Below are 23,116 nucleotides of genomic sequence, written 5' to 3' on the forward strand. Positions count from 1 at the left end.
CCGCGCAGGACTTCAGAGTTCGCGTCGCATGGCCGCGCGGGGCCACCGGTCGAGGCCCCCGGCGGCCTCGTCGCGCCGGATCTGTCGCAGCCCCGGGCCGAGTTCGTCGTCGCGCAGGTACCGGAAGCCGAGCCGCCGGTAGTACGGCCCGTTCCACGGGACGTCGGCGAAGGTGGTCAGCGTCAGCGCGGGCAGTTCGCGGACACGCGCCCAGCCGGCGAGATGGTCGATCAGGGCCCGGCCGAGCCCGCGGCGCGCGTGGTCCGGATGCACCGACACCTGCTCGATGTGGGCGTTGCCGTCGACGACATCGGCGAGCAGGTAGGCCACCGGGCGGTCGTGGCCGTCGAGGCACGCCCAGGCGCGCCCGCCGGTCACATACTCGTGCAGCTCCTCGAGCGTGGGCGGCGGGTCGTCGGCGACGGCGTCCATTCCGAGGTCCGCGAACGCGCGGCCGGCCGCGCGCTCGATGTCCTGCAGAATCGGCAGGTCCGCCGCGTGCGCGGGACGGACGCGGGGCGCGTCGTCGCCGGGCAGCGCGAGGTCCTTGAAGAAGTACAGCGACGATGCGGAGTACGCGTACTTGCCGAACCGTTCGGGCAGCGGCTCGTATCCGGCCGCGGCGTACATGGCGAGAGCCTCGGGCTGCTCGGTGCCGGTTTCGAGCACCATCCGTCGCCGGCCCGCCTCGACGGCGGTGCGTTCGAGTTCGGCCAGGATCCGTCGGGCCACGCCCCGGCGGCGGGCGCCTTCCCGCACGTACATGCGCTTGATCTCGGCGTCGCCGTCGCGCAGCCCCGGATGCGCCGAGTCGCGGGCCCGCCAGCCACCGATCCCCGCCGGCGAGCCGCCGCCGCGGGCGAGCAGGAAGACGCCGTGCGGCGGGGTGAACTCCTCCGGATGCAGCGACGTGTGGTCCGGTCCGCCGTAGCGACGGACGTACTCGAGCTGCACCTCGCCGATCAGGGACTGCACCTCGGCGTCGTCGATGGGACGCGGTTCGATCTGCACGGCCGGAGGGTACCGCGCGTTCGCGGCGCCATACTGGGAAGGTGGCTTCTGCCGCCGGAACGGACTGTGGTGATTTCGCGGCCGCCCCCTGGCTCTATCCCGGGACGGCCGCGCCGGGCAGTGGCCTGCTCCGGGAGGACGGCTATCACCGGGCACACCCCTGCCCGGGCGCCGGCCTCGGCGCGGCACGGCTGGACGGGCGCGAGGACTCGACGCTCGACGAGGCTTTGCGCCGGGCCGGCGTCGCCGGCGTCGGCGACCGGCACCTCGTCGTCGCGGTGGGCTCCAACGCGTGTCCGGCGGTCGTGCGGCGCAAGTTCACGGCCGGAAACGTCGATACCACCGTGCCGTTCCTGCGCGCGACGGTCGTGGGCATGGCCGTCGGGCACAGCGCCCACGTCAGCGTGTCCGGCTACGTCGCGGCGACCGCGTTCCGGCGGCCGGGGACCCGCACCGCGGTGTTCGCGTCGCTGCTCGATCGAGACCAGCTCGCGTGCCTCGACGCGACGGAGCCGAACTACACGCGACGTACCGTGACCGCCGACGAGTGCCCGCTGGAGATCGACGGCGGGCAGCGGCCGGCGTCCTTCGGAGTGTACGTCTCGAAGTGGGGCGCCCTCGCGCCGCCGGGGGCGCCGCCGCTGCCGCTGCAGTCCCAGGAGGCGCTGTTCGCCGCGCTCCTGCGCCACTGTGCCGGGTTCGCGGCGCTCGTCGGCCGGCGCCCGCACGAGTACCGGTCCGCGATGAAAGCACTTGCGAGTGAAGCGGGCCTGCGCGCCGCCCTGCGACGGTCGTTCGCCGCGTCGGGCTGGGCCGCCCGCAGCGGCTTCGACGGCTAGCGGCAGGAGCAACGACTTCCACGACAGCCGGGTCGACAACGGTGAGAACCCGGCGTTGACTGGAGAGATACATACTCCCCGGGCCACGGAGGCCGTCATGCTCATCATCTTCGGACTCGTCGTTCTGCTCGCCGCCGTGATCATCGGTGTGGCCGGGGTGTTGGGCAACACCGGCGCCGCCCATGCACTGACCGACGACAGCTTCGTCGTATTCGGATACCACGTCACCGGTTCGACCGGGGCACTGTTCCTCTACGGCATCGTCGTCGGTGCGGTCGGAGCGGTCGGGCTGAGTCTCCTGCTCGCCGGTGCGCAGCGGACCTCGCGCCGAGGTCGGCTCGCTCGCCGCGAACTGAAAGAATCCCGCCTCGAGACCACCGCCGCGAGGCACGAGTACGACCGGTCCTCCGCACCGCAGCCCGGCAGCGCCGCCCCGCCGCCGCCCGGGGGCTCGCCGTCCGGGGGCTCGCCGTCCAGCTCACCCGATTGGCGCCATCCGTTCGGCAATCGATCCGGTGGGTCGACCGCCGCCCCACACTGACCGTCCTCCCCGACCCCCGAAGCGATCGGGGTCCGACCGCCGGCACCAGCGCCGATTCGATGCTCGGGCTTGGGTGTTCGGCCGGCAGCGGGCCCGGGTCACTGCACCGGCGGTGTCGGTGCGGGCGGTGTCGGCGCCCGAATGGACGCGGGTTCGTCCCGGTCACGCCCGGCCCGTCTCGTCCAGCCGCCGGCGCAGGTGCTCCCGTTCGGGTTCGGTTCCGGCCTGCTCGAGCGCCCGCCGGTAGGCGACGGCGGCCTCGTCGTCGCGGCCGAGCCGGTGCAGCAGTTCGCCGCGCGCCGTGGAATACGGGTGGTAGCCGCGCAGTCGGGGCTCGTCCGCGAGTGCATCGAGCAGCGCCAGGCCGGCCTCGGGACCGTCGCGCATCGCCACCGCCGCGGCGCGGTTCACCGCGACGACCGGCGACGGTGCCAGGGCGGACAGGACGTCGTAGAGCGCGACGATCTGCGGCCAGTCGGTGGATGCGACGCCGGGGGCCTCGTCGTGCAGCGCCGCGATCGCGGCCTGCACTCCGTACGGGCCCGGCGGGCCGCCGGTCAGCGCCACGGGCATGAGGGCGGTGCCCTCGGCGATCAGGGCGTGGTCCCACCGTGCGCGATCCTGGTCCGCGAGCAGAACGATCTTGCCGTCCGGGCCGGTCCGGGCGTCGCGTCGCGCATGGGTCAGCAGCATCAGGGCGAGCAGCCCGGTCACCTCCCGCTCGCCGGGCAGCAGTCGGCGCAGGATCCGGACCAGCCGGATCGCCTCCTCGGCGAGGTCGAGACGCTGCAGGTCCGGTCCCGAGCTGGCTACGTATCCCTCGGTGAAGACCGAGTAGAGCACCTGTAGCACGCCCGGCAGTCGCTCCGGCAGCTCGTCCGGATCCGGCACCCGGAACGGGATGCGGGCCTGCCGGATCTTCTTCTTCGCCCGCACGATCCGCTGGGCCATCGTCGCGGTCGGGACGAGAAAGGCGCGCGCCACCTCGGGTGTCTCGAGCCCGGCCAGGCACCGCAGGGTCAGCGCCACCCGGTCCTCGGCCGGCAGCGCCGGGTGGGCGCAGGTGAAGAACAACTGCAGGCGTTCGTCGGGCATCTCACTGCCGGTGTCCGGGGTGGGGGAGGGGGCGGCCCGTTCCGAATCCACCTGCAGAACGGCGAGCCGGGCGGCGTACACCTGATCCCGCCGGAGCCGGTCCACGGCCTTGCGCCGCGCTGTCGTCAGCAGCCAGGCCCCCGGCTTGGCCGGTACGCCCCGGACGGGCCAGTGCACCAGCGCCGCCTCGATCGCCTCGGCGGCGACGTCCTCGGCCAGATCGAGGTCGCCGAAGCGGTGGACGAGCGCGGCGAGCAGCCGACCGCGCTCCTCCCGGAACACCGCTTCCACGGCGGCGTCGACCCGGGCGCCGGCGCCCGGCCCGTCCGTCGCGGTCACTGCCCGAAGTCGGCGATCGGCCGCACCACCACGGATCCGCCGCCGCGCGCCCCGGGACAGCGGGCCGCCCAGTCCAGCGCGACGTCGAGGTCGGGCACGTCGACGACGTAGAAGCCCCCGAGGACCTCGCGCGTCTCGGCGAACGGCCCGTCGGTGGTGACGGCACGCGCACCGTCGGGGCCGACACGCGCACCGTCGGGGCCGACCCGCACGGTCGTCGCGGTGGTCAGGTCCGCGAGTGACTCCGAGGCAACGACGATTCCGGTCTCCTGGATCTGCTTGTCGTAGACCATCCACTCCTCGACGCTGCACTGGTCGCCTGCGTCGGCCGATGCGGCGTTGATCAGCAGCATGTACTTCATGGTGAGCACCTCTCGTTGGGTGAGTGTCCTGTGCGGCAGAGTTGCCGTACGACATGACGACGAACGGGACGGGGCCGGATCGACAGGGGTACCGGTTCATTGTCGACGGCGACCCCGACATCCGGTGGCACGTCCGGGCGCGGTCGCCGGATCGTCAGCCGGCATACCCCACCGTCGCGCCGGTGCGCTCCCGGGCGCGGGCCAGTCGCTGCGCCTCGGCCTCGAGTTCGTCCCGCGTCCGCACGGACAGCGGCTCGAACGGCTCGACCGACACCGCGAGCGTGTCCCGGGGCGTGGCCCTCGCCCGCCAGATCCCTCGTATCTCCCCGTCGACGAGGACGACACCGGGGCTGCCGATCGGGCGCCAGATCGCCTTCCGGCGCGCTCGGTCCGGCACCAGGAACTCCCTGTCCCGGGCCTGCAGCCACGGATCGCCGGGCGGCAGCAGGCGGGTCGCTCGCACGTCGGCGGCCCCGTCGAGGTCAGCGACCGCCGAGGCCGGCACCAGGCCCTTCCCGGCCGGGCCGTTCACCGGAACCAGATCGTCGGGCAGGACCGCGCGAATCGTTGCGATGTCGGTGCCCAGGAAGGCCGCCAGCCCGGCCGGTGTGACCGGCGCCAGCACGACGGCGTACCGGTGCAGGGCGGCAGCGGTGCCCTCGGCGCGCTCGGGCACCGCATCCGGTCCGATCCCTGTGGGCAGGACGTCGAGGTGGGTGCTGCGGCCCTGGGGGCAGACCCGCACGCGCGCCGCGAGGCCGACCTGCTGGAACAGCGCACCGGAGATGTGTCGGGATCTGCACGAGGGGCAGTGATAGGTGAGGTCGGCGGGAACCGCCGCGCTGACCGCCGCACTCAGCTCTCCCTTGGTCATCGGGCCGGTGAGCGCGGCGCCCATGGCCTCGGCCGCCTCGGTGAATGCGCGCAGGCCGCGCTGGGCGCCCTCGCGGATCTGCCCGGTCCCGATACGTGTCGTGGCGTCGGTGTCGTTCACCGGCCAGAGGGCCGCGGCGAGAAACGCGAGATCGCCGGGTCGATGCAGGTGCGGCGCCCCGCGCCACGACCATACGAGGACGAGCGAATCCTGTTCTGTCGCGGCGTCGTCCGATCGTGCGGCGAGCGCGTCGCGGGCCGATCCGTACGGGGTGTCCTGCACTCCGAGCGCAAGCACCCGGTCTCGCCCGGCGGAGGTCCGGTCGAGTCCCTGCGCCGCGGCCCGGTAGGCGAGGATCCGACGTCGGCCGAGTGTCGCGACAACCACTTCCGGCCCTCCGATCCTGTCGTCGCCGTGGTGTACCCATACATGCCGGTGCGGGCGATCCCGACAACGACATTGTCGGCGACATCGGCCCGCCCGTGCTGCCGCGCGGACTACCGGCGTGTCCAGGGGCCGCCCAGAACATGCGGGCTCCGTTCCTCTGCGACAGCCCCGCTGCCTGCTCTATCGTTGTGACGGGTGACAGGGCGGGCGGTCGCCGACTCCGGGATGTGTTGCAGGGCCACGTGCCAGGCTGGTCCTGGCAGGGGACCGGGACCGGAGGGTTGCGATGGTGCTGCTGTATTCGCGCACGGGCCGGTGCGGACCTCGGCGGGGCGCTCGGTGAGTTCTCGAGCACGAGCAGTTCGATACGGCGGTGGATCGACGAATCGGGCGGCCTCCGGCGATCCACGTGCGCGGCGACATCGGTACCGCCACCTCTCCGGTCTTGAACTCGGTTTTGCCCCAGCAGTTTCCGGATGGCGACGGGGTGGTCGGCTTTCCTCGGATCGGCTTCCCGGGGCATCCTCGTCGGGGGGATCGATCGCGGTTGCGGGGTGAGGCGACGGCGCTGAGAAGAGGCGGGGGCTCGCGGTTCACAGGGGGACAGGGCGAGGAGCGGTCGAATGCAGGGGAAAGCTGTCGGTGACGAGGACGCGCTGGTGCTGCAGCCGTTGTCGATCGCGGTGCTCGACGGCCTGTGGGTGGGCAGCGGGATCACCGTCGGCATATGGGTGTTCGGATCACTGCTGTGGACGGTGGTCGTAGTGCTGGTCTGCGCCGGCACACACGCCGTCGGTTGCCGTACCCGCGGCGGTGGCGGCGCCGACCGGGTAGAGGCGACCGGTCCGTAGGAATTCGTCACGGCCTCCGAATCGAATCTCGGCACTCGTCGAACAAGGAAGAGAAATCACGGTCCGAGCAGTGATCTTCGCCGCCGGGACGGCCGTGGGCTTCGTCCTCGGTACCCGTGCCGGGCGGAAGACCTACGAGAAGATGAGGGATCAGTCCCTCGGCCTCTGGCACAACCCCACGGTGCACGAGAAGGTGAGCGGTGCGACGCACACCGCGAAAGACAAGGTGCCACAGGTGCAGCACAGGGTCGAGGCGCTGGCGAAGAAGGCGGCCCACCGCGGTTCGGGCACGGACACCGGCACTGCCACCGGTGTACCGCTGACCGAGGCTGCGGCATCCGCTCCGGCGACCATGGAACCGACCGTTCCTCCGACGACGGACGACAGGCAGAGCCTCGGTCCGAACAACTGAGCACGCCGATAGGGCCCTCGGCGACGGGGCCCGATCCTTCACCGGCGGGTCTCGTCCCGGCGTGACCCGCCGGCTCCCGCGCGCCCGAACCACGGACGCGGGTGGGTTCGGGGCGCGGACGTCGCTGCGCACTCCCGTCCCGGGGGGAGGTGCGCGATACTGAAGATCTCCGGCGGAACGCCCGCTCAGTCCGGTAGCGGTGCCGACGGGTGTCCCGGATCGGGGGCCGGCAGCTCGGCGCGGTTGCGGCATGCGAGGTTGTGATGATGGTGAGCGAAACAGAGCGCGAACGCCGCCGGGCGCGCCGGACCGCGGCCAAACGGCTGCATCCGGACGTCGGTGGGGACGCGGAGGCGTTGGCCACCGCGCTCGAGGCGATCGATCGGGCGTTCGCGGTCCCTGACTCGGAATCGGCCCCTGTCTCGGAGCCGCCGCCCGCGGTGGTGGTGCAGGGTCGCCGAGCCTTGTGGCGGCGGCACCTGCTGCGGGTACGGCCCCGCCGCAGAATCCGGCCCTACCGTCACGCCGGATGGTGAGGCCGCCGCCGGCGCGACGGATCGCCGTCCTCTTCGCGGTCGTCACGACGGCGCTAGGGCTCACCGCGCTCGTGGCCTTCGCCTCAGACGTGGAGAACAACGCCGTGATCGCCTGGGCGTCGCTGGGGCCGTACCTGCTGCTCGGGACGGTGGCGGGCGCGATCGCCGCCGCGCTCGCCCGGCGACCGGTACTGCTGGCGTCGGCACTCGTCGTCGGCGCGGCCGGCGCATGGACCCTGGGACCGCTGTACCTGCCGGGCGTCCGGGGCGACCGGCCGGACGCCGCATCCGGTCCCATCATCCGCGTGATGCAGGCCAATCTCATGGTCGGGCAGGCCGACTCCGATGCGCTGGTCCGGACGGTGCGCGAGCGACAGATCGACGTCCTCACCGTCCAGGAGCTGACCGACGACGCGGTGGCCGCGCTGCAGGTCGCGGGGCTCGACGACCTGCTTCCGCATCGCTTCCTGGCCCCGACGCCGACCGGCGGTGCGGGCGCCGGGATCTACAGCAGGTTTCCCGTCTCGGCCGGCCGGATGCTCGACGGGTTCGGGCCGACGAACCTGACCGCGACTCTGGACACCGGTTCCGGACGCCCGCTGATCCTGTACGCGGTGCATCCCGCGCCGCCGTACCTGACACCCGCTCCGGCGTGGGCGGCCGAGCTGGAACGACTGGACGCGGAGCTCGAGTCGGTGTCCGGCACGGCCCCGGTCGTGGTCAGTGGGGACTTCAACGCGACGTACTCGCACACCCGCTTCCGCGACCTGCTCGACGACGGGTACGTGCACGCCGCGGACCGGGTCGGCGGCGGGCTCGTGCCGACGTATCCGGCGGACCGCCGCTACCCGGCCCTCGTCGGGATCGATCACATCCTCACGCGGGGCGCCACGGCGACCTCCCTCGAACGGATCGAGCTGCCCGGCTCCGATCATCACGGCCTCGTCGCCGGGATCCGGCTCCCTCCGCCGTCCGGCGACGAGAGTTCCGTCGAAGGCGGATAGCGGCCTCACCGCACGACCCGCAGCCGGATGTCGGTCGCAACGGGCCCCTGGGTCGCGACGAGACGTTCCAGCGCGAGCGGGGTTCCGCCCGGGCGGTCGAACAGCCGGACGCCGTCGCCGAGCAGGACCGGCGCGATGCAGACGAAGATCTCGTCGAGCAGGCCGGCCTCGAGGCACTGCCGGGCGACGTCGGCGCCGAGCACGTTGACGTATTTCCCGCCCGCGGCCGTGGTGGCCGCGGCCACGGCCGCGTGGAGGTCACCGACGAACGTCACGCCCGGGACCGGCTCGGCCGGAGGGCGGTGGGTGAGCACGAACTGCGGTCCGCTCCAGCCGCCACCGAACGCCTCGCCCTCGGCGGGTGTGCCCTTGTGCGGGTCGTCGCCGCGGAAGGTGCGGTTGCCGACGAGGAGCGCACCGATCTCGCCGACGAGTTCGTCGATCGCCGGATCCGGCCCCAGGTACGGCACCAGCCACGACATGTCGCCGCCGGGACCGGCGATGAATCCGTCGACCGACATGGTCGCCGAGTACAGCAGCTTGCTCATCGGCCTGCCTTCCGCTCGCGGTGTCTCGATTCTGTCCGTACCGACCGCCGGACGGACGAAAACTCGTCGCGGTGTTGACCGGTCCGTACGCCGAGCGCATCAAGCGGTGCGCCGCCGACGACTGCGCCATCGTCTCCGCCGACACCTCCCGCGCGGGAACGCGGCGCTGGTGCTCGATGGCGCGGTGCGGCAACCGCGACAAGGTCCGTGCCCATCGGAGGAAGGAGAAGTGATGCCCGCGCGCCCCGGGTGCCGAGTGGCGCAGCGCCGACGGCACGCCGGGGGAGCTGCGCAGCCGCCACGAGGGGGACCGGGTGCGCCTGACCTGGCGGCCCGCGGGCTGGAACCACGACAGTACCGTGCAGGTGGCCGTCTCGGCCGCGCCCCGCGGCACCGTGCTCCGCTTCCATTCAGGTGCGCCTCGCCGGCCCGGACGAACGCGCTGCTCAGCGTGCCCACCGGCAGGGGGCGCTGGCCCCGGTCGAGCGCGCTCTCGCCACTGCCGACGGCGACCCGGAGGGTGCACCCCTACCATCGGACCGGTGACCCGCGAACTCGCCACCGCCTACTGGCCCGACCTCGAGCCGGGCCGGGCCACGGTCGCGGTTCCCGTCGGCGCGCTCGAGCAGCACGGGCCGCACCTTCCGCTCGACACCGACACCCGCATCGCCCGCGCGTTGACGGCCGCCCTGCCCGGTGTGCTCGTCGCGCCCGCCCTCGAGTACGGGTCCAGCGGCGAGCACGAGGGCTTCCCCGGCACCGTCTCGCTCGGCGCGGAGGCGATGGAGACCGTCCTCGTCGAATACGGTCGTTCGGTGTGCCGGTGGGCCGCGCGCCTGCTGTTCGTCAACTGGCACGGCGGCAACGTGCACCCGCTGACCAGGGCCGTGTCCCTGCTGCGCTACGAGGGCCGCGACGTGGCGTGGCTGCCGTTCGCCGTGCCCGGCGGCGACGCCCACGCCGGGGTCACCGAGACCAGCCTGCTGCTGCACCTCGATCCGCGCGTGGTGGACACCGCCCGCGCCGAGAAGGGCAACACCGGCACACTCGCCGACCTGATGCCACGGATGCGCGAGGGCGGTATCGTCGCCGTGTCCGCGAACGGCGTGCTGGGGGATCCGACGCCCGCGAGCGCGGCGCAGGGGGCACGATGGTTCGCCGAACTCGTCGATCGAGCAACGGCACAGGTAACCCGGTGGGAGCCGGATGGGAAAGGAAGACTCCGTTGACGAGCACGGCCCGACTGCCCGACGGATTCGGCGTCCGTATCGACCCGCGGGTGCGCGCCTACTCCGACGGCCGCGTGCTCATCGGGGGCTCGCCCACCCGCATGCTCAAGCTCGCTCCGGCGGCCGCGGCGATGATCGGCGACGGCTACGTGAAGGTCGTCGACTCGCAGACCGCCGTCGTGGCGCGGCGGCTGCTCGACTCCGGGGTCGGAAACCCCCGTCCCACGGCCCTGCCTGCCACGTCCGACGTCACCGTCGTGATTCCCGTCAAGAACAACACGGCCGGGCTCGAGCGGTTGCTGGCGGCCGTCGAGGGACTGACGGTGATCGTCGTCGACGACGGTTCCGACGTCCCGGTGCCCGCCCCGGCCAGGGCGTCGGTCCGGGTGCTGCGGCACGAGCGATCCCGTGGTCCGGCCGCGGCACGCAACACCGGACTGCGCGCCGCCACAACGCCGTTCGTCGCATTCCTCGACTCGGACGTGGTGCCGCGGAAGGGATGGCTCGAGGTGATGCTCGGGCACTTCTCCGACCCTGCGGTGGCCCTGGTGGCCCCGCGCGTCGTCGCGCTCGAGCCCGACAAGGGCGCCCTGGGGCGCTACGAACACGCGCGCTCGTCGCTGGATCTCGGCCGCCGCGAGGCCGCCGTCAAGTCCGGCAGCCCGGTCTCGTACGTACCGAGCGCCGCGATCATCGTCCGCCGCGACGTGCTCACCGCGACCGGCGGCTTCGACGAGGCCATGCACGTCGCCGAGGACGTGGACCTGTGCTGGCGGCTGCAGGAGGCCGGCTGGCGGCTGCGCTACGAACCGGTGGCGCACGTGGCCCACGACCACCGCGTCGGATTCCGGAAGTGGTTCACCCGCAAGGCCTTCTACGGCACGGGTGCGGCGCCCCTCGCGAGCCGGCACCCCGGCTCGGTGCCCACCATGTCGATGTCGGGGTCGATGTTGTTCGCGTGCGTGGCCGCCGCGAGCCGCACCCGCCTCGGCGTCGTCGGCTCGGTCGCGTCGCTGTCGGTGACGATGCTCCGGCTGCGGCGGATGTTCACCGAACTCGACCAGCCGACCCGCATCGCGGCGGTGCTCACCGCGCAGGGGTTCGTCGGCGGGATGTGGCAGGTCGCCTCCGCGCTGTGCCGGCACTACTGGCCGGTCACGCTCGTCGCCGCGGTGGTCTCGCCGAAGGTGCGTCGCGCGGTCCTCGGCTTCGCCGTCGCCGAGGGGCTGTGGGACTGGTACGGCCACCGTGAGGAGGGCGGCCTCGACCCCCTGCGCTACGTGTTCTACAAGCGCCTCGACGACATCGCCTACGGCGCCGGACTGTGGTGGGGCGCGGTCGAGGCCCGGGATCCGGCGGCGCTCGCGCCCCGCATCCGGGGCTGAGCCGGGGCACCCGCATCCATGGCCGATCCCGTGCACGCCGACGTGGTCGTGGTCGGCGGCGGCAGTTGCGGCTGCGTGCTGGCCGCCCGGCTCAGCGAGGACCCCGACCGGACGGTCCTGCTGCTCGAGGCCGGCCCCGGCTACCGCACGACCGCCGACACCCCGCCCGCGGTGCTCGACGCGACCGTCCTGCCGGTCGGTCCGGACAGCCCGTGGACCTGCGCCTACCCGGCCCGGCTGACCGGACGTCGTCGCTCCGTCGTCACCCGCGGCCGGTTGCTGGGCGGCTCCGGCGCAGTGAACGGCGCGTACTTCGTGCGGGCCCGCCCGGACGACTTCGAGGCCTGGCCGCCGTCCTGGTCGTTCGATCGGGTGGTGCCACACTTCCGCGCCACCGAGACCGACGCCGACGCGGTGGACGCCGCGGAGACCGGAGTGAGCCGGCGATGGCACGGCGCGGCCGGTCCCGTGCCCGTCGCCCGCACACCCTGGGAGCGGCTGCACCCGGTCAGCGCCGCGTTCCACGACGCGGCGCTCGCCGCCGGCCATCGCCGTGTGGACGACCTCAACGCGCCCGGCCCGGACGGGGTGGGCCCCGTCCCGCTCAACATCCGCGACGGGATGCGCGTCGGTCCCGCCCACGCGTACCTGTTGCCGGCGCTGGCCCGGCCGAACCTGACCGTGCGCGCGGGAACGCGCGTGCGGCGGGTCGTGCTCTCGGGCGCGCGCGCAGTCGGCGTCGAGACCGAGGACGGCGAGACCGTCGGTGCCGGCCACGTCGTGCTCGCCGCCGGTGCGATCGGCTCCCCGCAGCTGCTCATGCTCTCCGGCATCGGCGACGGCGCCGAGCTCACCCGCCACGGCATCACCCCCCGGATCGAGATCCCCGGCGTGGGCAGGGGTTACACCGACCACCCGGAGATCGCCGTCCCCTACCGGTACCGCGCGCCGCTGCCCGGGCCCGCCCCCGTCCTGCAGGTCGTCCTGCACGCCGGCAACCTCGAGCTGCGCCCCTACACCGCACCGTTCGCCGCGTCCGTCCCCGGTAGCGGCGTCGCCGACCCGGTCCTGGGGGTGGTGCTCACCAGGCCCCGCAGCCGCGGCGCGATCCGGCTCGACCCGGCCGACCCGTTCCGGCCGCCGCTGCTGGACTACCGCTACCTCGACGACCCGGCCGACCGTGCCGACCTGCGCGAGGGGGTGGCGCGCGCCGCGCACCTGCTCGCGGCGATGCCCGACGTCGTCGACCGCACCGGCCTCGACCCGGACGCGTTCGACCCCGGCGACGCGTGGCTCGAGCGGCACCTCGGGACGTCGCTGCACCTGTCCGGAAGCTGCCGGATGGGCCGCGACGCCTCGGCCGTCGTCGACGAGCGGTGCCGGGTGCACGCCGCCGAGGGGCTGAGCGTCGTGGACACGTCCGTGTTCCCGCAGGTGCCCAGCCGTGGGCCGCACGCGACGGCCGTGATGCTGGCCGAACGGGTGGGCACCCGGACGTGCTTGTGACTCGGGTTACAGTTGTTCGGAGGAGGAACCGGCAGATGAGCAGCAGCGCATGACCGACGAACGATCCGGCTCGGCCAACCCCTGGGTGGCGCTGCGGCCCGGCGACGACCCGTCGCAGCTGGCGCAACGCGCGTCCTCGGCGCACAGTTCGTTCCTCGACGCGGCCGACACGTCGGTCGTACCTGCCTCCGTGCGCTCGGTGGTCCGCGAATCCTGGCTGCGCAGCCGCAGGAACGGCATCAGTCCCGACGCCGTCGAACAGCCGAGCCTGCTCACGGGCCTGGACCTCGAGCGGTACCGGGCCGGGCACCCGATGGCGCTGATCCGCCCCGTCGTGCGCAAGCTGCTGGTGGAGGACGCCGCCGACAGCGGGCTGCTCGTCGCGATCAGCGACGAACAGGGCCGGCTGCTGTGGGTCGAGGGTGATCACGCCGCCCGTGACCGGGCGCTGTCGATGAGCTTCGTCGAGGGCGCCGACTGGAGTGAGGAGCGGGTGGGCACCAACGCGCCCGGCACCGCTCTCGCTGTCGACCACTCGGTCCAGATCGTCGCCGCCGAGCACTTCAACCGCACCGTGCACGAATGGAGTTGCTCGGCCGCGCCGGTGCACGACCCGAGCACCGGCCGGATCCTCGGCGCCATCGACATCACCGGCGGGCTCCGCGTCGCCGCGCCGGAGGTGTTGCAGCTCGTGCGGGCCACGGTCGCCGCCGCCGAGTCGGAACTGCGGCTGCACCTGCTCAGCTCGCCGCGGCTGTTGTCGGCTGCCCGGACGAGCCTCGACACGTTCGGGTCGGGCCGGCCCACTCTGCACCGCGACGGCGAACGGATCCCCCTCTCCCAGCGCCACGCCGAGATCCTGCTGCTACTCGCCGAACACCCCGAGGGCCTGAGCTCGGACCGGCTTGCGGTGCTGCTCGACGAGGCCGAGCTCGACTCCGTCACCATCCGTGCCGAGATGTCGCGCCTGCGAAAGGTTTTCGGACCCGAGGGGCTCGGCTCGCGCCCATACCGGCTCCTGGGTGAACTCGTCACCGACGTCGCGGAGGTCCGCGGCGCACTCGATCGCGGCGATGTGGCGACGGCGGTGCGTCTGTATGCCGGACCGGTGCTGCCCGGATCGGCCGCGCCCGGCATCGAGGAGATCCGGGACGAGCTGCGCGCCCGGGTGCAGGCCGCGTTGCTCCGGGCCGGCGACGCCCAGTTGCTCGCGCGGTGGACCGCGTCGGTGCACGGGCGCGACGACATCGCCGCATGGGAGGCGTACCTGACCACCCTCGATCCGCATTCGACGCTGTTCGCCCAGGTCAAGGCCCGGATCGAGCTGCTGGACCGCCAGCTCGGGATCTGAGGTTCGGAGCTACGCAACGTAGTTGCAACCCGCACGTTCGTAGTGTTCCGGATCACACGCCCCGCATGGGGGGTGCCAGACCATCCGAGGAGTGAACACCGATGACCGTGTACGCCCGTCCCGGCTCGCCCGACGCCCTGATGTCCTTCCAGTCCCGCTACGACAACTGGATCGGCGGCCAGTGGGTACCGCCTGTGAAGGGTCAGTACTTCGAGAACGTCACCCCGGTCACCGGTCAGCCGTTCACCGAGGTGGCCCGGTCCACCGAGGAAGACATCGAGCTGGCCCTCGACGCCGCCCACGCCGCCGCGCCGGCCTGGGGCAAGACGTCCGTCGCCGAGCGTTCCATCCTGCTCAACAAGATCGCCGACCGCCTCGAGGAGAACCTCGAGTCGATCGCCCTCGCCGAGACCTGGGACAACGGCAAGCCGATCCGCGAGACCCTCAACGCCGACATCCCGCTGGCGATCGACCACTTCCGCTACTTCGCGGGCGCGATCCGGGCGCAGGAGGGCTCGATCTCCGAGATCGACGCCGAGACCGTCGCCTACCACTTCCACGAGCCGCTCGGCGTCGTCGGCCAGATCATCCCGTGGAACTTCCCGATCCTGATGGCCGTGTGGAAGCTCGCCCCCGCCCTGGCCGCCGGCAACGCCGTCGTCCTCAAGCCGGCCGAGCAGACGCCTGCCTCGATCCTGTACCTGATCTCCGTCATCGGCGACCTGCTGCCCCCGGGCGTGGTGAACATCGTCAACGGCTTCGGCGTCGAGGCCGGCAAGCCGCTGGCCTCGAGCCCGCGCATCCGCAAGATCGCGTTCACCGGCGAGACCACCACCGGCCGCCTGATCATGCAGTACGCCTCGCAGAACCTGATCCCCGTCACCCTCGAGCTCGGTGGCAAGAGCCCGAACATCTTCTTCTCCGACGTGCTCTCGGTCAACGACGACTACCAGGACAAGGCGCTCGAGGGCTTCACGATGTTCGCCCTCAACCAGGGCGAGGTGTGCACCTGCCCGTCGCGCGCCCTGGTCCAGCAGGACATCTTCGACGACTTCCTGTCGCTGGCCGCGGTGCGCACTAAGGCCGTGCGCCAGGGCGACCCGCTCGACACCGACACGATGATCGGTGCCCAGGCGTCGAACGACCAGCTCGAGAAGATCCTGTCCTACATCGAGATCGGCAAGAGCGAAGGCGCGCAGGTGATCACCGGCGGCGAGCGCGCCGACCTCGGCGGTGACCTGTCCGGCGGCTTCTACGTCCAGCCGACGGTGTTCAGCGGCCACAACAAGATGCGCATCTTCCAGGAGGAGATCTTCGGACCGGTGGTCTCCGTGACGTCCTTCCAGGACTTCGACGACGCCATCTCCATCGCCAACGACACCCTCTACGGCCTCGGAGCCGGCGTCTGGTCCCGTGACGGCGGGGTCGCCTACCGGGCCGGCCGCGCCATCCAGGCCGGCCGGGTGTGGACCAACACCTACCACCAGTACCCGGCGCACGCGGCGTTCGGTGGCTACAAGCAGTCCGGCATCGGCCGCGAGAACCACCACATGATGCTCGACCACTACCAGCAGACGAAGAACCTCCTGGTGTCCTACGCGCCGAAGGCCCAGGGCTTCTTCTGATCCGAAGACTCGGCGCCTGTCACGTCATCCCCCTGCGACGTGGCAGGCGCCGTTCCCATTCCGCCCTGCCCCGAGTCGAGCGAATGTATCGCCCACTCGATCAGTCGAGGTGAGCGATACATTCGCTCGGGGGAGGCGCAAGCCGACAACCGGAAGGCACCCCATGTCCGTCCCGCTCCGCCTCGTCGCCACCGCCGACGCGGTTGCTCTCCTGCGCCGTCTCGCCGAGCGGCACGGGCCGCTGATGATGCACCAGTCCGGCGGCTGCTGCGACGGGTCGGCGCCGATGTGCTACCCGGACGGCGACTTCGTCGTCGGCGACCTGGACGTGTTGCTGGGGGTGCTGGACCTGCGTCTGCAGGTCGGGGCGACGGCCGGTGACCTGCCCGCGGGCGCCGACGCCGTCCCGGTGTGGATCTCCGGGTCCCAGTTCGAGGCGTGGAAGCACACGCAGCTCGTTCTCGACGTGGTGCCCGGCCGCGGCTCCGGGTTCAGCCTCGAATCGCCCGAGGGGTTGCGCTTCCTCAGCCGCGGCCGCGCCTTCACCGCCGACGAGAACGACGCCCTCGCCCGCGACACACCCGTGCTCGGCAAGCGGTGGGCCGCCGGCGCCCGTCCGGAGCCGGCCGCCGAGCCGACCGTCGTGGCCGAGGCCGCCGACGCGTGCCCGGTGCCGACGCCCCGGGGCGCCTCCTCGTAACACTTCCGTGACCGCGTACTGACGCGGTGTGTACCTACCGCTCGTACCGTGAGTACGCGCGGTGTCCTCGACGTGCCCGCTCGACACGTCGCCATCCTCCGTCGAGAAGAGAGATCATGTCGTTGACCGACCCGCCCAGGACCGGGGCCGAGACCCCGGCCCACCACGACGGCGCGGACTTCCACGCCGAGAGTCGTGCGTATCTCGAAAAGCGCAGTCTGAGAAAGGGTTCGGCGGGCTGGGTACTGCTCGCGGGCCTCGGTGTCAGCTACGTGATCTCCGGTGACTACGCCGGCTGGAACAACGGCCTGGCCGAGGGGGGATTCGGTGGACTGCTCGTCGCCTCGGTGGTCATCGCGGCCATGTACTTCGCGATGGTGCTCGGCATGGCCGAGCTGTCCTCCGCGCTGCCCGCCGCCGGCGGCGGCTACACCTTCGCGCGTCGCGCCCTCGGACCGTGGGGTGGATTCGCTACCGGCACAGCAATTCTCATCGAGTACTCGATCGCCCCGGCCGCGATCGCCACGTTCATCGGCGGGTACGTCGAGTCGCTGAACCTGTTCGGCATCACCGACGGATGGTGGATCTATCTCGCCGTGTACGCGGTGTTCATCGGCATCCACCTCACCGGCGCCGGCGAAGCCCTCAAGGCGATGTTCGTGATCACTGCGATCGCCCTCGTCGGGCTCGTGGTGTTCGCCGTCTCCGCCGTCGGGCTGTTCGACACCGCGAACCTGACCGACATCGCCGTCGACGAGACCGCCGCCGGAGCGTCGTCGTTCCTTCCCTTCGGTCTGTTCGGCATCTGGGCGGCCGTGCCGTTCGCGATCTGGTTCTTCCTCGCCGTCGAGGGTGTGCCCCTGGCCGCCGAGGAGGCGACCGAGCCGGAGAAGAACGTGCCCAAGGGCATCATCGTGTCCATGCTGGTGCTGCTCGTCACCGGTGCGACCGTGCTGTTCCTGGCCACCGGCGCGCTCGGCGCCGACGCCCTGTCCACGTCCGGCAACCCGCTCGTCGAGGCCCTCGGCGACTCCGGCGCCGCGAAGGTGGTCAACTACATCGGGCTCGCCGGCCTGATCGCGAGCTTCTTCTCGATCATGTACGCGTACTCGCGGCAGACGTTCGCGCTCTCCCGCGCCGGTTATCTCCCCACGAGCCTGTCGCTGACCAACAAGCGCAAGGCGCCCGTGCTGGCGCTGATCGTCCCCGGCGTGATCGGGTTCGCGCTCTCGCTCACCGGCGAGGGAGCGATGCTGCTCAACATGGCGGTCTTCGGCGCCGCGGTGAGCTACGTGCTGATGATGGTCAGCCACATCGTGCTGCGCCGGCGCGAACCGCACATGCCGCGGCCCTACCGCACCCCCGGCGGCGTCGTCACCACCTCCTTCGCGCTGGTCGTCGCCGCGGCCGCCGTCGTGGCCACCTTCCTGGTCGATCCCGTCGCCGCCCTGTGGACCCTCGGTGCCTTCGCCGCCTTCATGGCCTACTTCGGGCTCTACAGCCGGCACCGGCTGGTGGCGAACTCGCCCGACGAGGAGTTCGCCGCGCTCGCCGAGGCGGGGGCCGAGCTGAAGTGAGCGTCTACACCCAGCATCTCGCCGGCACCACCTACACCTTCGACGGCCTCGTCGACCTGCTCGCCAAGGCCACCCCGCGCCGCTCCGGCGACGAACTCGCCGGCTGCGCGGCCGAATCCGACGCCGAGCGCGCGGCCGCGCAGTGGGTCCTCGCCGACGTGCCGCTCGACGTGTTCCTCGCCGAGCCGGTGGTGCCGTACGAGACCGACGAGGTCACCCGGCTGATCCTCGACGATCACGACCGCGACGCCTACCGGGCCGTGCAGCACCTGACGGTCGGGGGACTGCGCGACCTGCTTCTCGACACCGTCACGAAAACCGATGCGGCCGCGGCGTTCGCCGCCATGTCGCCCGGCCTGACCCCCGAAATGGTCGCCGCCGTCAGCAAGCTCATGCGCAACCAGGACCTGATCGCGGTGGCCCGCGCGATCGAGGTCACCTCGGCGTTCCGCACCACCGTCGGACTGCCCGGCCGGCTCGGCACCCGGCTGCAGCCCAACCACCCCACCGACGACCCACGCGGTATCGCCGCCGCGACCCTCGACGGGCTGCTGATGGGCTGCGGCGACGCCGTCATCGGCATCAACCCGGCCACGGACTCGCCACAGGCCACCGCCGACCTGCTGCACCTGCTCGACGAGATGCGGCTGCGCTTCGACATCCCGGTGCAGTCCTGCGTCCTGTCCCACGTGACGACCACGCTCGGCCTCATCGAGGCCGGTGCCCCGGTGGACCTGGTGTTCCAGTCCATTGCCGGCACCGAGGGGGCGAACGCCGGCTTCGGTGTGAACATGGCTCTGCTGCGGGAGGCGAACGAGGCCGGTCGCGCTCTGGGGCGTGGCACCGTCGGCGACAACGTCATGTACCTCGAGACGGGGCAGGGCTCGGCGCTGTCGGCCGGCGCGCACCTCGGCACGGGCGGACGCCCCGTCGACCAGCAGACCCTCGAGACCCGCGCGTACGCCGTCGCCCGGGCGCTCGACCCGCTGCTGATCAACACGGTGGTCGGGTTCATCGGCCCCGAATATCTCTACGACGGCAAGCAGATCGTCCGGGCCGGCCTCGAGGACCACTTCTGCGGCAAGCTGCTGGGCCTGCCGATGGGCGTGGACGTCTGCTACACCAACCACGCCGAGGCCGACCAGGACGACATGGACACCCTCCTGACCCTGCTCGGGGTGGCCGGCGCCGCGTTCGTCATCGCGGTGCCCGGAGCCGACGACGTCATGCTCGGCTACCAGAGCCTGTCGTTCCACGACGCGCTGTACGTGCGTCGCGCGCTGGGCCTGCGCGCCGCCCCCGAGTTCGAGCGGTGGCTCTCCGGGCTCGGCATGGTGGACGGAGCCGGGCATATCCTGCCGGTGGACGCGGCGGCCTCCCCGCTGCGCGCCCTCGCGGGAGGTGCGGCGTGAGCGGGCCCGTCGACCGTGACTTCTGGGCACCGCTGCGGTCGGCGACCCAGGCCCGCATCGGGCTCGGCCGGGCCGGCGACGGCCTCCCGACCGCTCGGGTGCTCGAGTTCCGGGCCGCGCACGCCGCGGCCCGCGACGCGGTGCACCAGCCCCTCGACGTGCCGGCGCTGGCCACCGACGTCGAACGCCTCGGACTCGGCGCGCCGATCGTCGTCACCAGCCGGGTGAGCGATCGCGGCGAGTACCTGCGCCGCCCGGACCTGGGCCGCCTGCCCGAGGATCTGTCCGCGGTCCCCGGCACCGGCGCCGACGTCGGGGTGGTCCTCGCCGACGGGCTCTCGCCGCGGGCCCTGGCCGAGCACGGCGTCGCCCTGCTCGAGGCCGTCGTGGCGGCCCTGCCGCGGCACCTGTCCGTGGCGCCGCCGGTGATCGCGACGTCGGCACGGGTCGCGCTGGGCGACCACGTCGGCGCCGCCCTGGGGGTGCGCACGCTGCTGGTCCTGATCGGGGAGCGGCCCGGGTTGTCGGTCGCCGACAGCCTCGGGGTGTACCTGACCCACGAGCCGCGGCCCGGTCGGGCTGACGCCGAGCGGAACTGCGTGTCCAACATCCACCCGCCGGAGGGGCTCGGGTATGCCGCGGCCGCGCGCGTCGTCGCGGGGCTGGTCGACGGGGCGCGCCGGCTCGGGCGTTCCGGTGTGGACCTGAAGGACACCACGCGGGCGGACCGGCTCGATTCCGCGACGGTGGGGGAGTTGTAGGGGGGCGAGAGTGCGACGTACCCGCGTGGGCAGGTTGACATCGTGACCGGAAGCGCCAAATCATGTACTCCGCCCGACCGGGTGACACGTACCGCCCGCGACCGGGCGACGAGGAGAAGACACGATGGCGTTCGCTGGCAATGTCGACGAGCTGGCTCTGCTGCAGACGGTGCGGTTGAAGGAGACCGTCACCGCCGAGGTGATCGCGGCGCATCTGGGGGTGTCCGTCGCGTCCGGGCGGGCGGCGTACGACGCGCTCGTCACGCAGGGCAAGGCGAAGGAGACCGGCAACGGCATCTCCCTGACCGACGCGGGGGTCGCGGAACTGACCGATCAGCTCGACGCGGAGCGCGTCTCGATCGACGAGGATTCTCTCGCGGAGCTGTTCGAGCAGTTCGGCCCGCTCGACGAAGAGCTCTCCGCGCTGCTCGCCGACCCGGAATCCGCCAACTTCCTCGACGAATTGATCGAGCTGGATCGCAAGGCGCAGAACCTCTTCGACGACGTGTCGGCGTTCGTTCCGCGCCTGTCGCGGTATCAGGACCTGTTCGCCGAGGCGCTCGGGAAGGTCAAGTCCGGCGCGCTGGCGTGGGCCACGGCGCCGAACATCGACTCGTACGCGACCGTGTGGAGCGAGATGCGCGCCGAGCTCGCCGGCGCCGCCGGTCGCTGACCGGCGCCGCCGGTCACCGGAACGCGGCGACGAAGCGCCGCTGCCACGGCGTCTCCACTGCTCGGTGCGAATAGTGTTCGCGCACAAAGGCGACGGCCTCGCCGGCCGGTACGCCGTCGAGGATCGCGAGGCAGGCCAGGGCGGTGCCCGTGCGCCCCTGGCCACCGCCGCAGGCGACCTCGACGCGTTCGCTCGCGCACCGCTGCCACGCCTCGTGCAGTATCCGGCGGGCAGCGCCGGGCTCGGTGGGGAGGCGGAAGTCGGGCCACCGGATCCACCGGGCGTCCCACGGGACCGCCGGCGGCGTCCGGCCCGCGAGGTACACCCCGAGGGCGGGCAGCGGTCCGGCCGGAGGGGGACGTCGGACGCCACGGCCCCGGACGTACCGGCCCGACGGTAGTGCCAGGATCCCCGGGGCGCTCGGGTCCCAGGTCGTCGTCGCCATGAACGGAGCGTAGACGGCGCGAAAGCTGTTCGGCCACCGTGTGCCTCGGGATCCACGCGGTTCCCGCGCGGACGACCACGCGTGGTGCGGGTGCGGGGCGTCCTGCGACGATCAAGTCCTTCGTTCGGCGAACTACGTGATCCGGCTCACAGCCACCCCCCTTTCGGGGGTAGTGGGGGAGTGAGACGGATCACTACCTTTCCTTCCATCCCGCGGCGCAGGCCCGCCGCGGCTCGAACGGAAATACGGAGGACAGACGTGACCACAGTGTCGACACCGGGGGCCGAACCCCCCGTGGTACCGGCGGGGCAGAAGCCCGCCGCGCCGACCGCCCCCGCCCCGGGCGGACCCGGCATCCGACGCGTCGCCATCGCCAGCTGCATCGGCACCACCATCGAGTTCTACGACTTCTTCATCTACGGAACCGCCGCAGCCCTGGTCTTTCCGACGGTGTTCTTCCCGGCTCTCGGCGCCACCGCCGGCACGGTCGCCTCGTTCGCGACCTTCGCCGTCGCCTTCATCGCCCGCCCGGTCGGCGCCATGCTGTTCGGGCACTTCGGCGACCGCATCGGCCGCAAGAAGACCCTCGTCTCCACGCTGCTGCTGATGGGCATCTCGACCCTGCTCATCGGGCTGCTGCCGGGCGCCGAGACGATCGGCGTCGCCGCCCCGATCATCCTCGTGCTGCTGCGATTCGCGCAGGGCTTCGCCGTCGGCGGGGAATGGGCCGGCGCGACGCTGCTCACCGCCGAGTACGCGCCACCGGGCAAACGCGGCCTGTACGCGATGTTCCCGCAGCTCGGCCCCGCCATCGCCTTCGCCCTGTCGAGCGCCACCTTCCTGTTCACCGGCCTGGCCCTCGGCGACACCAACGAGGCCTTCCTCAACTACGGCTGGCGTATCCCCTTCCTGTTCAGCATCGTTCTCGTGGCCATCGGTCTCTACATGCGCCTCGCCATCGAGGAGACCCCCGTGTTCCGGGCCGAGAGCGAGGCCCGCGCCGCCGCCCCGGCCGAGAAGCGCACCCTGCCGTTCCTCGACGCCCTGCGCTACCAGACCAAGGAGATCCTCCTCTCGGCCGGCGCACTGGCGATCATGTTCGCCTTCTTCTACATGGGCACCGCGTACCTGACCAGCTACGCGACCAAGACCCTCGGCTTCTCCCGGCCGTTCGTCCTCACCGTCGGCATCGTCGCCTCGTTCGTCTTCGGCGCCGCGATCGTGCTCTCCGCCCTCTACTCCGACCGGGTCGGCCGCCGGCGCGTCATCATGATCTCCTGCGGCTTCTCCGTCGTGTGGGCGCTGGCGCTGTTCCCGCTGCTCGACACCGGATCGCCGGTCGCGTTCGTCGTCGGCATGATGGTCACCCTGGCCATCTTCGGCATCGCCTACGGACCGTGCGGGGCGCTGCTGCCGGAGATGTTCCACACCCGGTACCGGTACACCGGCGCCGGACTCGGCTACAACCTCGCCGGCGTCCTGGGTGGCGCGATTCCGCCCATGCTGGCCGCGCCCCTCGCGGCGTCCTACGGCGGCATCGCCATCGGCATCATGCTCTCCGTGCTCGGCGTGCTGAGCTTCGTGTGCACCAAGGCCCTCGTCGAGACCCGCGACCGAGCGCTCTGATCCCACCGGCGCCCTCCCCGACACCCC

23 protein-coding genes are annotated in these 23,116 nt (G+C 72.2%); 17 read left to right on the top strand and 6 right to left on the bottom strand.

The features are described 5' to 3' along the window. Positions 1-12 precede the first annotated feature (12 nt). Positions 13-1,011, bottom strand: a complete 999-nt coding sequence (locus tag ACWPOB_RS14975) for a GNAT family N-acetyltransferase (RefSeq protein WP_455401302.1) — start codon at positions 1,009-1,011, stop codon at positions 13-15. Positions 1,012-1,052: 41 nt separating this feature from the next. Here ACWPOB_RS14975 and ACWPOB_RS14980 point away from each other — a divergent pair, with 41 nt between their 5' ends. Both ACWPOB_RS14980 and ACWPOB_RS14985 read left to right on the top strand, forming a co-directional pair. Further along, the gene (locus tag ACWPOB_RS14980) at positions 1,053-1,850 is read left to right on the top strand and encodes a hypothetical protein (protein WP_455401303.1); all 798 of its coding nucleotides are present in this window, start codon (positions 1,053-1,055) and stop codon (positions 1,848-1,850) included. A gap of 97 nt (positions 1,851-1,947) precedes the next feature. Beyond that, entirely contained in the window at positions 1,948-2,391 is a 444-nt protein-coding gene (locus tag ACWPOB_RS14985; RefSeq protein ID WP_100058296.1) for a hypothetical protein, read from the top strand. 162 nt (positions 2,392-2,553) lie between these two features. On the opposite strand, the gene ACWPOB_RS14990 is transcribed toward ACWPOB_RS14985, so the two are convergent. The 3 genes from ACWPOB_RS14990 to ACWPOB_RS15000 form a co-directional block, all read right to left on the bottom strand. Further along, on the bottom strand, positions 2,554-3,825 hold the full coding sequence (locus ACWPOB_RS14990) for an RNA polymerase sigma factor (RefSeq protein WP_455401304.1): 1,272 nt from the start codon (positions 3,823-3,825) through the stop codon (positions 2,554-2,556). Beyond that, on the bottom strand, positions 3,822-4,187 hold the full coding sequence (locus ACWPOB_RS14995) for a YciI family protein (RefSeq protein WP_455401305.1): 366 nt from the start codon (positions 4,185-4,187) through the stop codon (positions 3,822-3,824). Before ACWPOB_RS14995 ends, ACWPOB_RS14990 begins: the two co-directional genes overlap by 4 nt. Before the next feature lie 154 nt (positions 4,188-4,341). Next, entirely contained in the window at positions 4,342-5,448 is a 1,107-nt protein-coding gene (locus ACWPOB_RS15000; RefSeq protein WP_100057527.1) for a DNA glycosylase AlkZ-like family protein, read from the bottom strand. Between the two features lie 623 nt (positions 5,449-6,071). Here ACWPOB_RS15000 and ACWPOB_RS15005 point away from each other — a divergent pair. The 3 genes from ACWPOB_RS15005 (at position 6,072) to ACWPOB_RS15015 (ending at position 8,251) form a co-directional block, all read left to right on the top strand. Beyond that, entirely contained in the window at positions 6,072-6,299 is a 228-nt protein-coding gene (locus tag ACWPOB_RS15005) for a hypothetical protein (RefSeq protein WP_051446102.1), read from the top strand. A 70-nt stretch (positions 6,300-6,369) separates the two neighbouring features. After that, positions 6,370-6,711 (top strand): YtxH domain-containing protein, encoded by a 342-nt coding sequence (locus ACWPOB_RS15010; protein ID WP_455401306.1) that lies wholly within the window; start codon positions 6,370-6,372, stop codon positions 6,709-6,711. Positions 6,712-7,240: 529 nt separating this feature from the next. Then, positions 7,241-8,251, top strand: a complete 1,011-nt coding sequence (locus tag ACWPOB_RS15015; RefSeq protein WP_455401307.1) for an endonuclease/exonuclease/phosphatase family protein — start codon at positions 7,241-7,243, stop codon at positions 8,249-8,251. A 5-nt stretch (positions 8,252-8,256) separates the two neighbouring features. On the opposite strand, the gene ACWPOB_RS15020 is transcribed toward ACWPOB_RS15015, so the two are convergent. Continuing rightward, a complete protein-coding gene (locus ACWPOB_RS15020; protein ID WP_100057523.1) occupies positions 8,257-8,799 on the bottom strand; it encodes a dihydrofolate reductase family protein in 543 nt (180 codons plus the stop codon). Between the two features lie 71 nt (positions 8,800-8,870). Between ACWPOB_RS15020 and ACWPOB_RS15025 the strand changes: the two genes are divergently transcribed. From ACWPOB_RS15025 to ACWPOB_RS15075, 11 genes are all read left to right on the top strand, one after another. After that, positions 8,871-9,032, top strand: coding sequence for a CGNR zinc finger domain-containing protein (locus ACWPOB_RS15025; RefSeq protein WP_455401308.1), 162 nt, complete (start codon positions 8,871-8,873; stop codon positions 9,030-9,032). A 309-nt stretch (positions 9,033-9,341) separates the two neighbouring features. Next, positions 9,342-10,028, top strand: a complete 687-nt coding sequence (gene mftE, locus ACWPOB_RS15030) for a mycofactocin biosynthesis peptidyl-dipeptidase MftE (RefSeq protein WP_455401309.1) — start codon at positions 9,342-9,344, stop codon at positions 10,026-10,028. Next, complete coding sequence (gene mftF / locus ACWPOB_RS15035) at positions 10,025-11,413, top strand: mycofactocin biosynthesis glycosyltransferase MftF (RefSeq protein WP_029544959.1); 1,389 nt, start codon at positions 10,025-10,027, stop codon at positions 11,411-11,413. The genes mftE and mftF overlap by 4 nt, the downstream gene beginning before the upstream one ends. A gap of 18 nt (positions 11,414-11,431) precedes the next feature. Continuing rightward, complete coding sequence (mftG, locus tag ACWPOB_RS15040) at positions 11,432-12,919, top strand: mycofactocin dehydrogenase MftG (protein ID WP_455401310.1); 1,488 nt, start codon at positions 11,432-11,434, stop codon at positions 12,917-12,919. Between the two features lie 49 nt (positions 12,920-12,968). Beyond that, on the top strand, positions 12,969-14,270 hold the full coding sequence (locus ACWPOB_RS15045) for a helix-turn-helix domain-containing protein (protein WP_006930898.1): 1,302 nt from the start codon (positions 12,969-12,971) through the stop codon (positions 14,268-14,270). Between the two features lie 101 nt (positions 14,271-14,371). After that, the gene (exaC, locus tag ACWPOB_RS15050) at positions 14,372-15,895 is read left to right on the top strand and encodes an acetaldehyde dehydrogenase ExaC (RefSeq protein ID WP_006930896.1); all 1,524 of its coding nucleotides are present in this window, start codon (positions 14,372-14,374) and stop codon (positions 15,893-15,895) included. A gap of 163 nt (positions 15,896-16,058) precedes the next feature. Beyond that, positions 16,059-16,595: a DUF779 domain-containing protein gene (locus ACWPOB_RS15055; protein WP_455401311.1), complete on the top strand. Its 537-nt coding sequence runs from the start codon at positions 16,059-16,061 to the stop codon at positions 16,593-16,595. Between the two features lie 116 nt (positions 16,596-16,711). Beyond that, complete coding sequence (eat, locus tag ACWPOB_RS15060; RefSeq protein ID WP_455401312.1) at positions 16,712-18,172, top strand: ethanolamine permease; 1,461 nt, start codon at positions 16,712-16,714, stop codon at positions 18,170-18,172. Then, on the top strand, positions 18,169-19,584 hold the full coding sequence (locus ACWPOB_RS15065; protein ID WP_100057758.1) for an ethanolamine ammonia-lyase subunit EutB: 1,416 nt from the start codon (positions 18,169-18,171) through the stop codon (positions 19,582-19,584). The genes eat and ACWPOB_RS15065 overlap by 4 nt, the downstream gene beginning before the upstream one ends. Further along, positions 19,581-20,345, top strand: coding sequence for an ethanolamine ammonia-lyase subunit EutC (gene eutC / locus ACWPOB_RS15070; protein WP_455401313.1), 765 nt, complete (start codon positions 19,581-19,583; stop codon positions 20,343-20,345). The genes ACWPOB_RS15065 and eutC overlap by 4 nt, the downstream gene beginning before the upstream one ends. Before the next feature lie 124 nt (positions 20,346-20,469). Continuing rightward, positions 20,470-21,018, top strand: coding sequence for a hypothetical protein (locus tag ACWPOB_RS15075; protein WP_100058171.1), 549 nt, complete (start codon positions 20,470-20,472; stop codon positions 21,016-21,018). A gap of 13 nt (positions 21,019-21,031) precedes the next feature. Here ACWPOB_RS15075 and ACWPOB_RS15080 read toward each other — a convergent pair whose 3' ends face one another. Next, positions 21,032-21,463, bottom strand: coding sequence for a protein-tyrosine phosphatase family protein (locus ACWPOB_RS15080; RefSeq protein WP_455401314.1), 432 nt, complete (start codon positions 21,461-21,463; stop codon positions 21,032-21,034). 258 nt (positions 21,464-21,721) lie between these two features. On the opposite strand from ACWPOB_RS15080, the gene ACWPOB_RS15085 reads away from it, so the two are divergent. After that, a complete protein-coding gene (locus ACWPOB_RS15085) occupies positions 21,722-23,089 on the top strand; it encodes an MFS transporter (protein WP_029544943.1) in 1,368 nt (455 codons plus the stop codon). Positions 23,090-23,116 lie beyond the last annotated feature (27 nt).

This window comes from Rhodococcus sp. 2H158, from assembly GCF_053764755.1.

Excerpts from the sequence above, each read along its gene's own strand:
- ACWPOB_RS14985 (WP_100058296.1), top strand. The coding sequence starts at position 1,948 with ATGCTCATCATCTTCGGACTCGTCGTTCTGCTCGCCGCCGTGATCATC.
- ACWPOB_RS14995 (WP_455401305.1), bottom strand. The coding sequence starts at position 4,187 with ATGAAGTACATGCTGCTGATCAACGCCGCATCGGCCGACGCAGGCGAC.
- ACWPOB_RS15005 (WP_051446102.1), top strand. The coding sequence starts at position 6,072 with ATGCAGGGGAAAGCTGTCGGTGACGAGGACGCGCTGGTGCTGCAGCCG.
- ACWPOB_RS15015 (WP_455401307.1), top strand. The coding sequence starts at position 7,241 with ATGGTGAGGCCGCCGCCGGCGCGACGGATCGCCGTCCTCTTCGCGGTC.
- ACWPOB_RS15020 (WP_100057523.1), bottom strand. The coding sequence starts at position 8,799 with ATGAGCAAGCTGCTGTACTCGGCGACCATGTCGGTCGACGGATTCATC.
- mftG (WP_455401310.1), top strand. The coding sequence starts at position 11,432 with ATGGCCGATCCCGTGCACGCCGACGTGGTCGTGGTCGGCGGCGGCAGT.
- ACWPOB_RS15045 (WP_006930898.1), top strand. The coding sequence starts at position 12,969 with ATGACCGACGAACGATCCGGCTCGGCCAACCCCTGGGTGGCGCTGCGG.
- exaC (WP_006930896.1), top strand. The coding sequence starts at position 14,372 with ATGACCGTGTACGCCCGTCCCGGCTCGCCCGACGCCCTGATGTCCTTC.
- ACWPOB_RS15055 (WP_455401311.1), top strand. The coding sequence starts at position 16,059 with ATGTCCGTCCCGCTCCGCCTCGTCGCCACCGCCGACGCGGTTGCTCTC.
- eat (WP_455401312.1), top strand. The coding sequence starts at position 16,712 with ATGTCGTTGACCGACCCGCCCAGGACCGGGGCCGAGACCCCGGCCCAC.
- ACWPOB_RS15075 (WP_100058171.1), top strand. The coding sequence starts at position 20,470 with ATGGCGTTCGCTGGCAATGTCGACGAGCTGGCTCTGCTGCAGACGGTG.
- ACWPOB_RS15080 (WP_455401314.1), bottom strand. The coding sequence starts at position 21,463 with ATGGCGACGACGACCTGGGACCCGAGCGCCCCGGGGATCCTGGCACTA.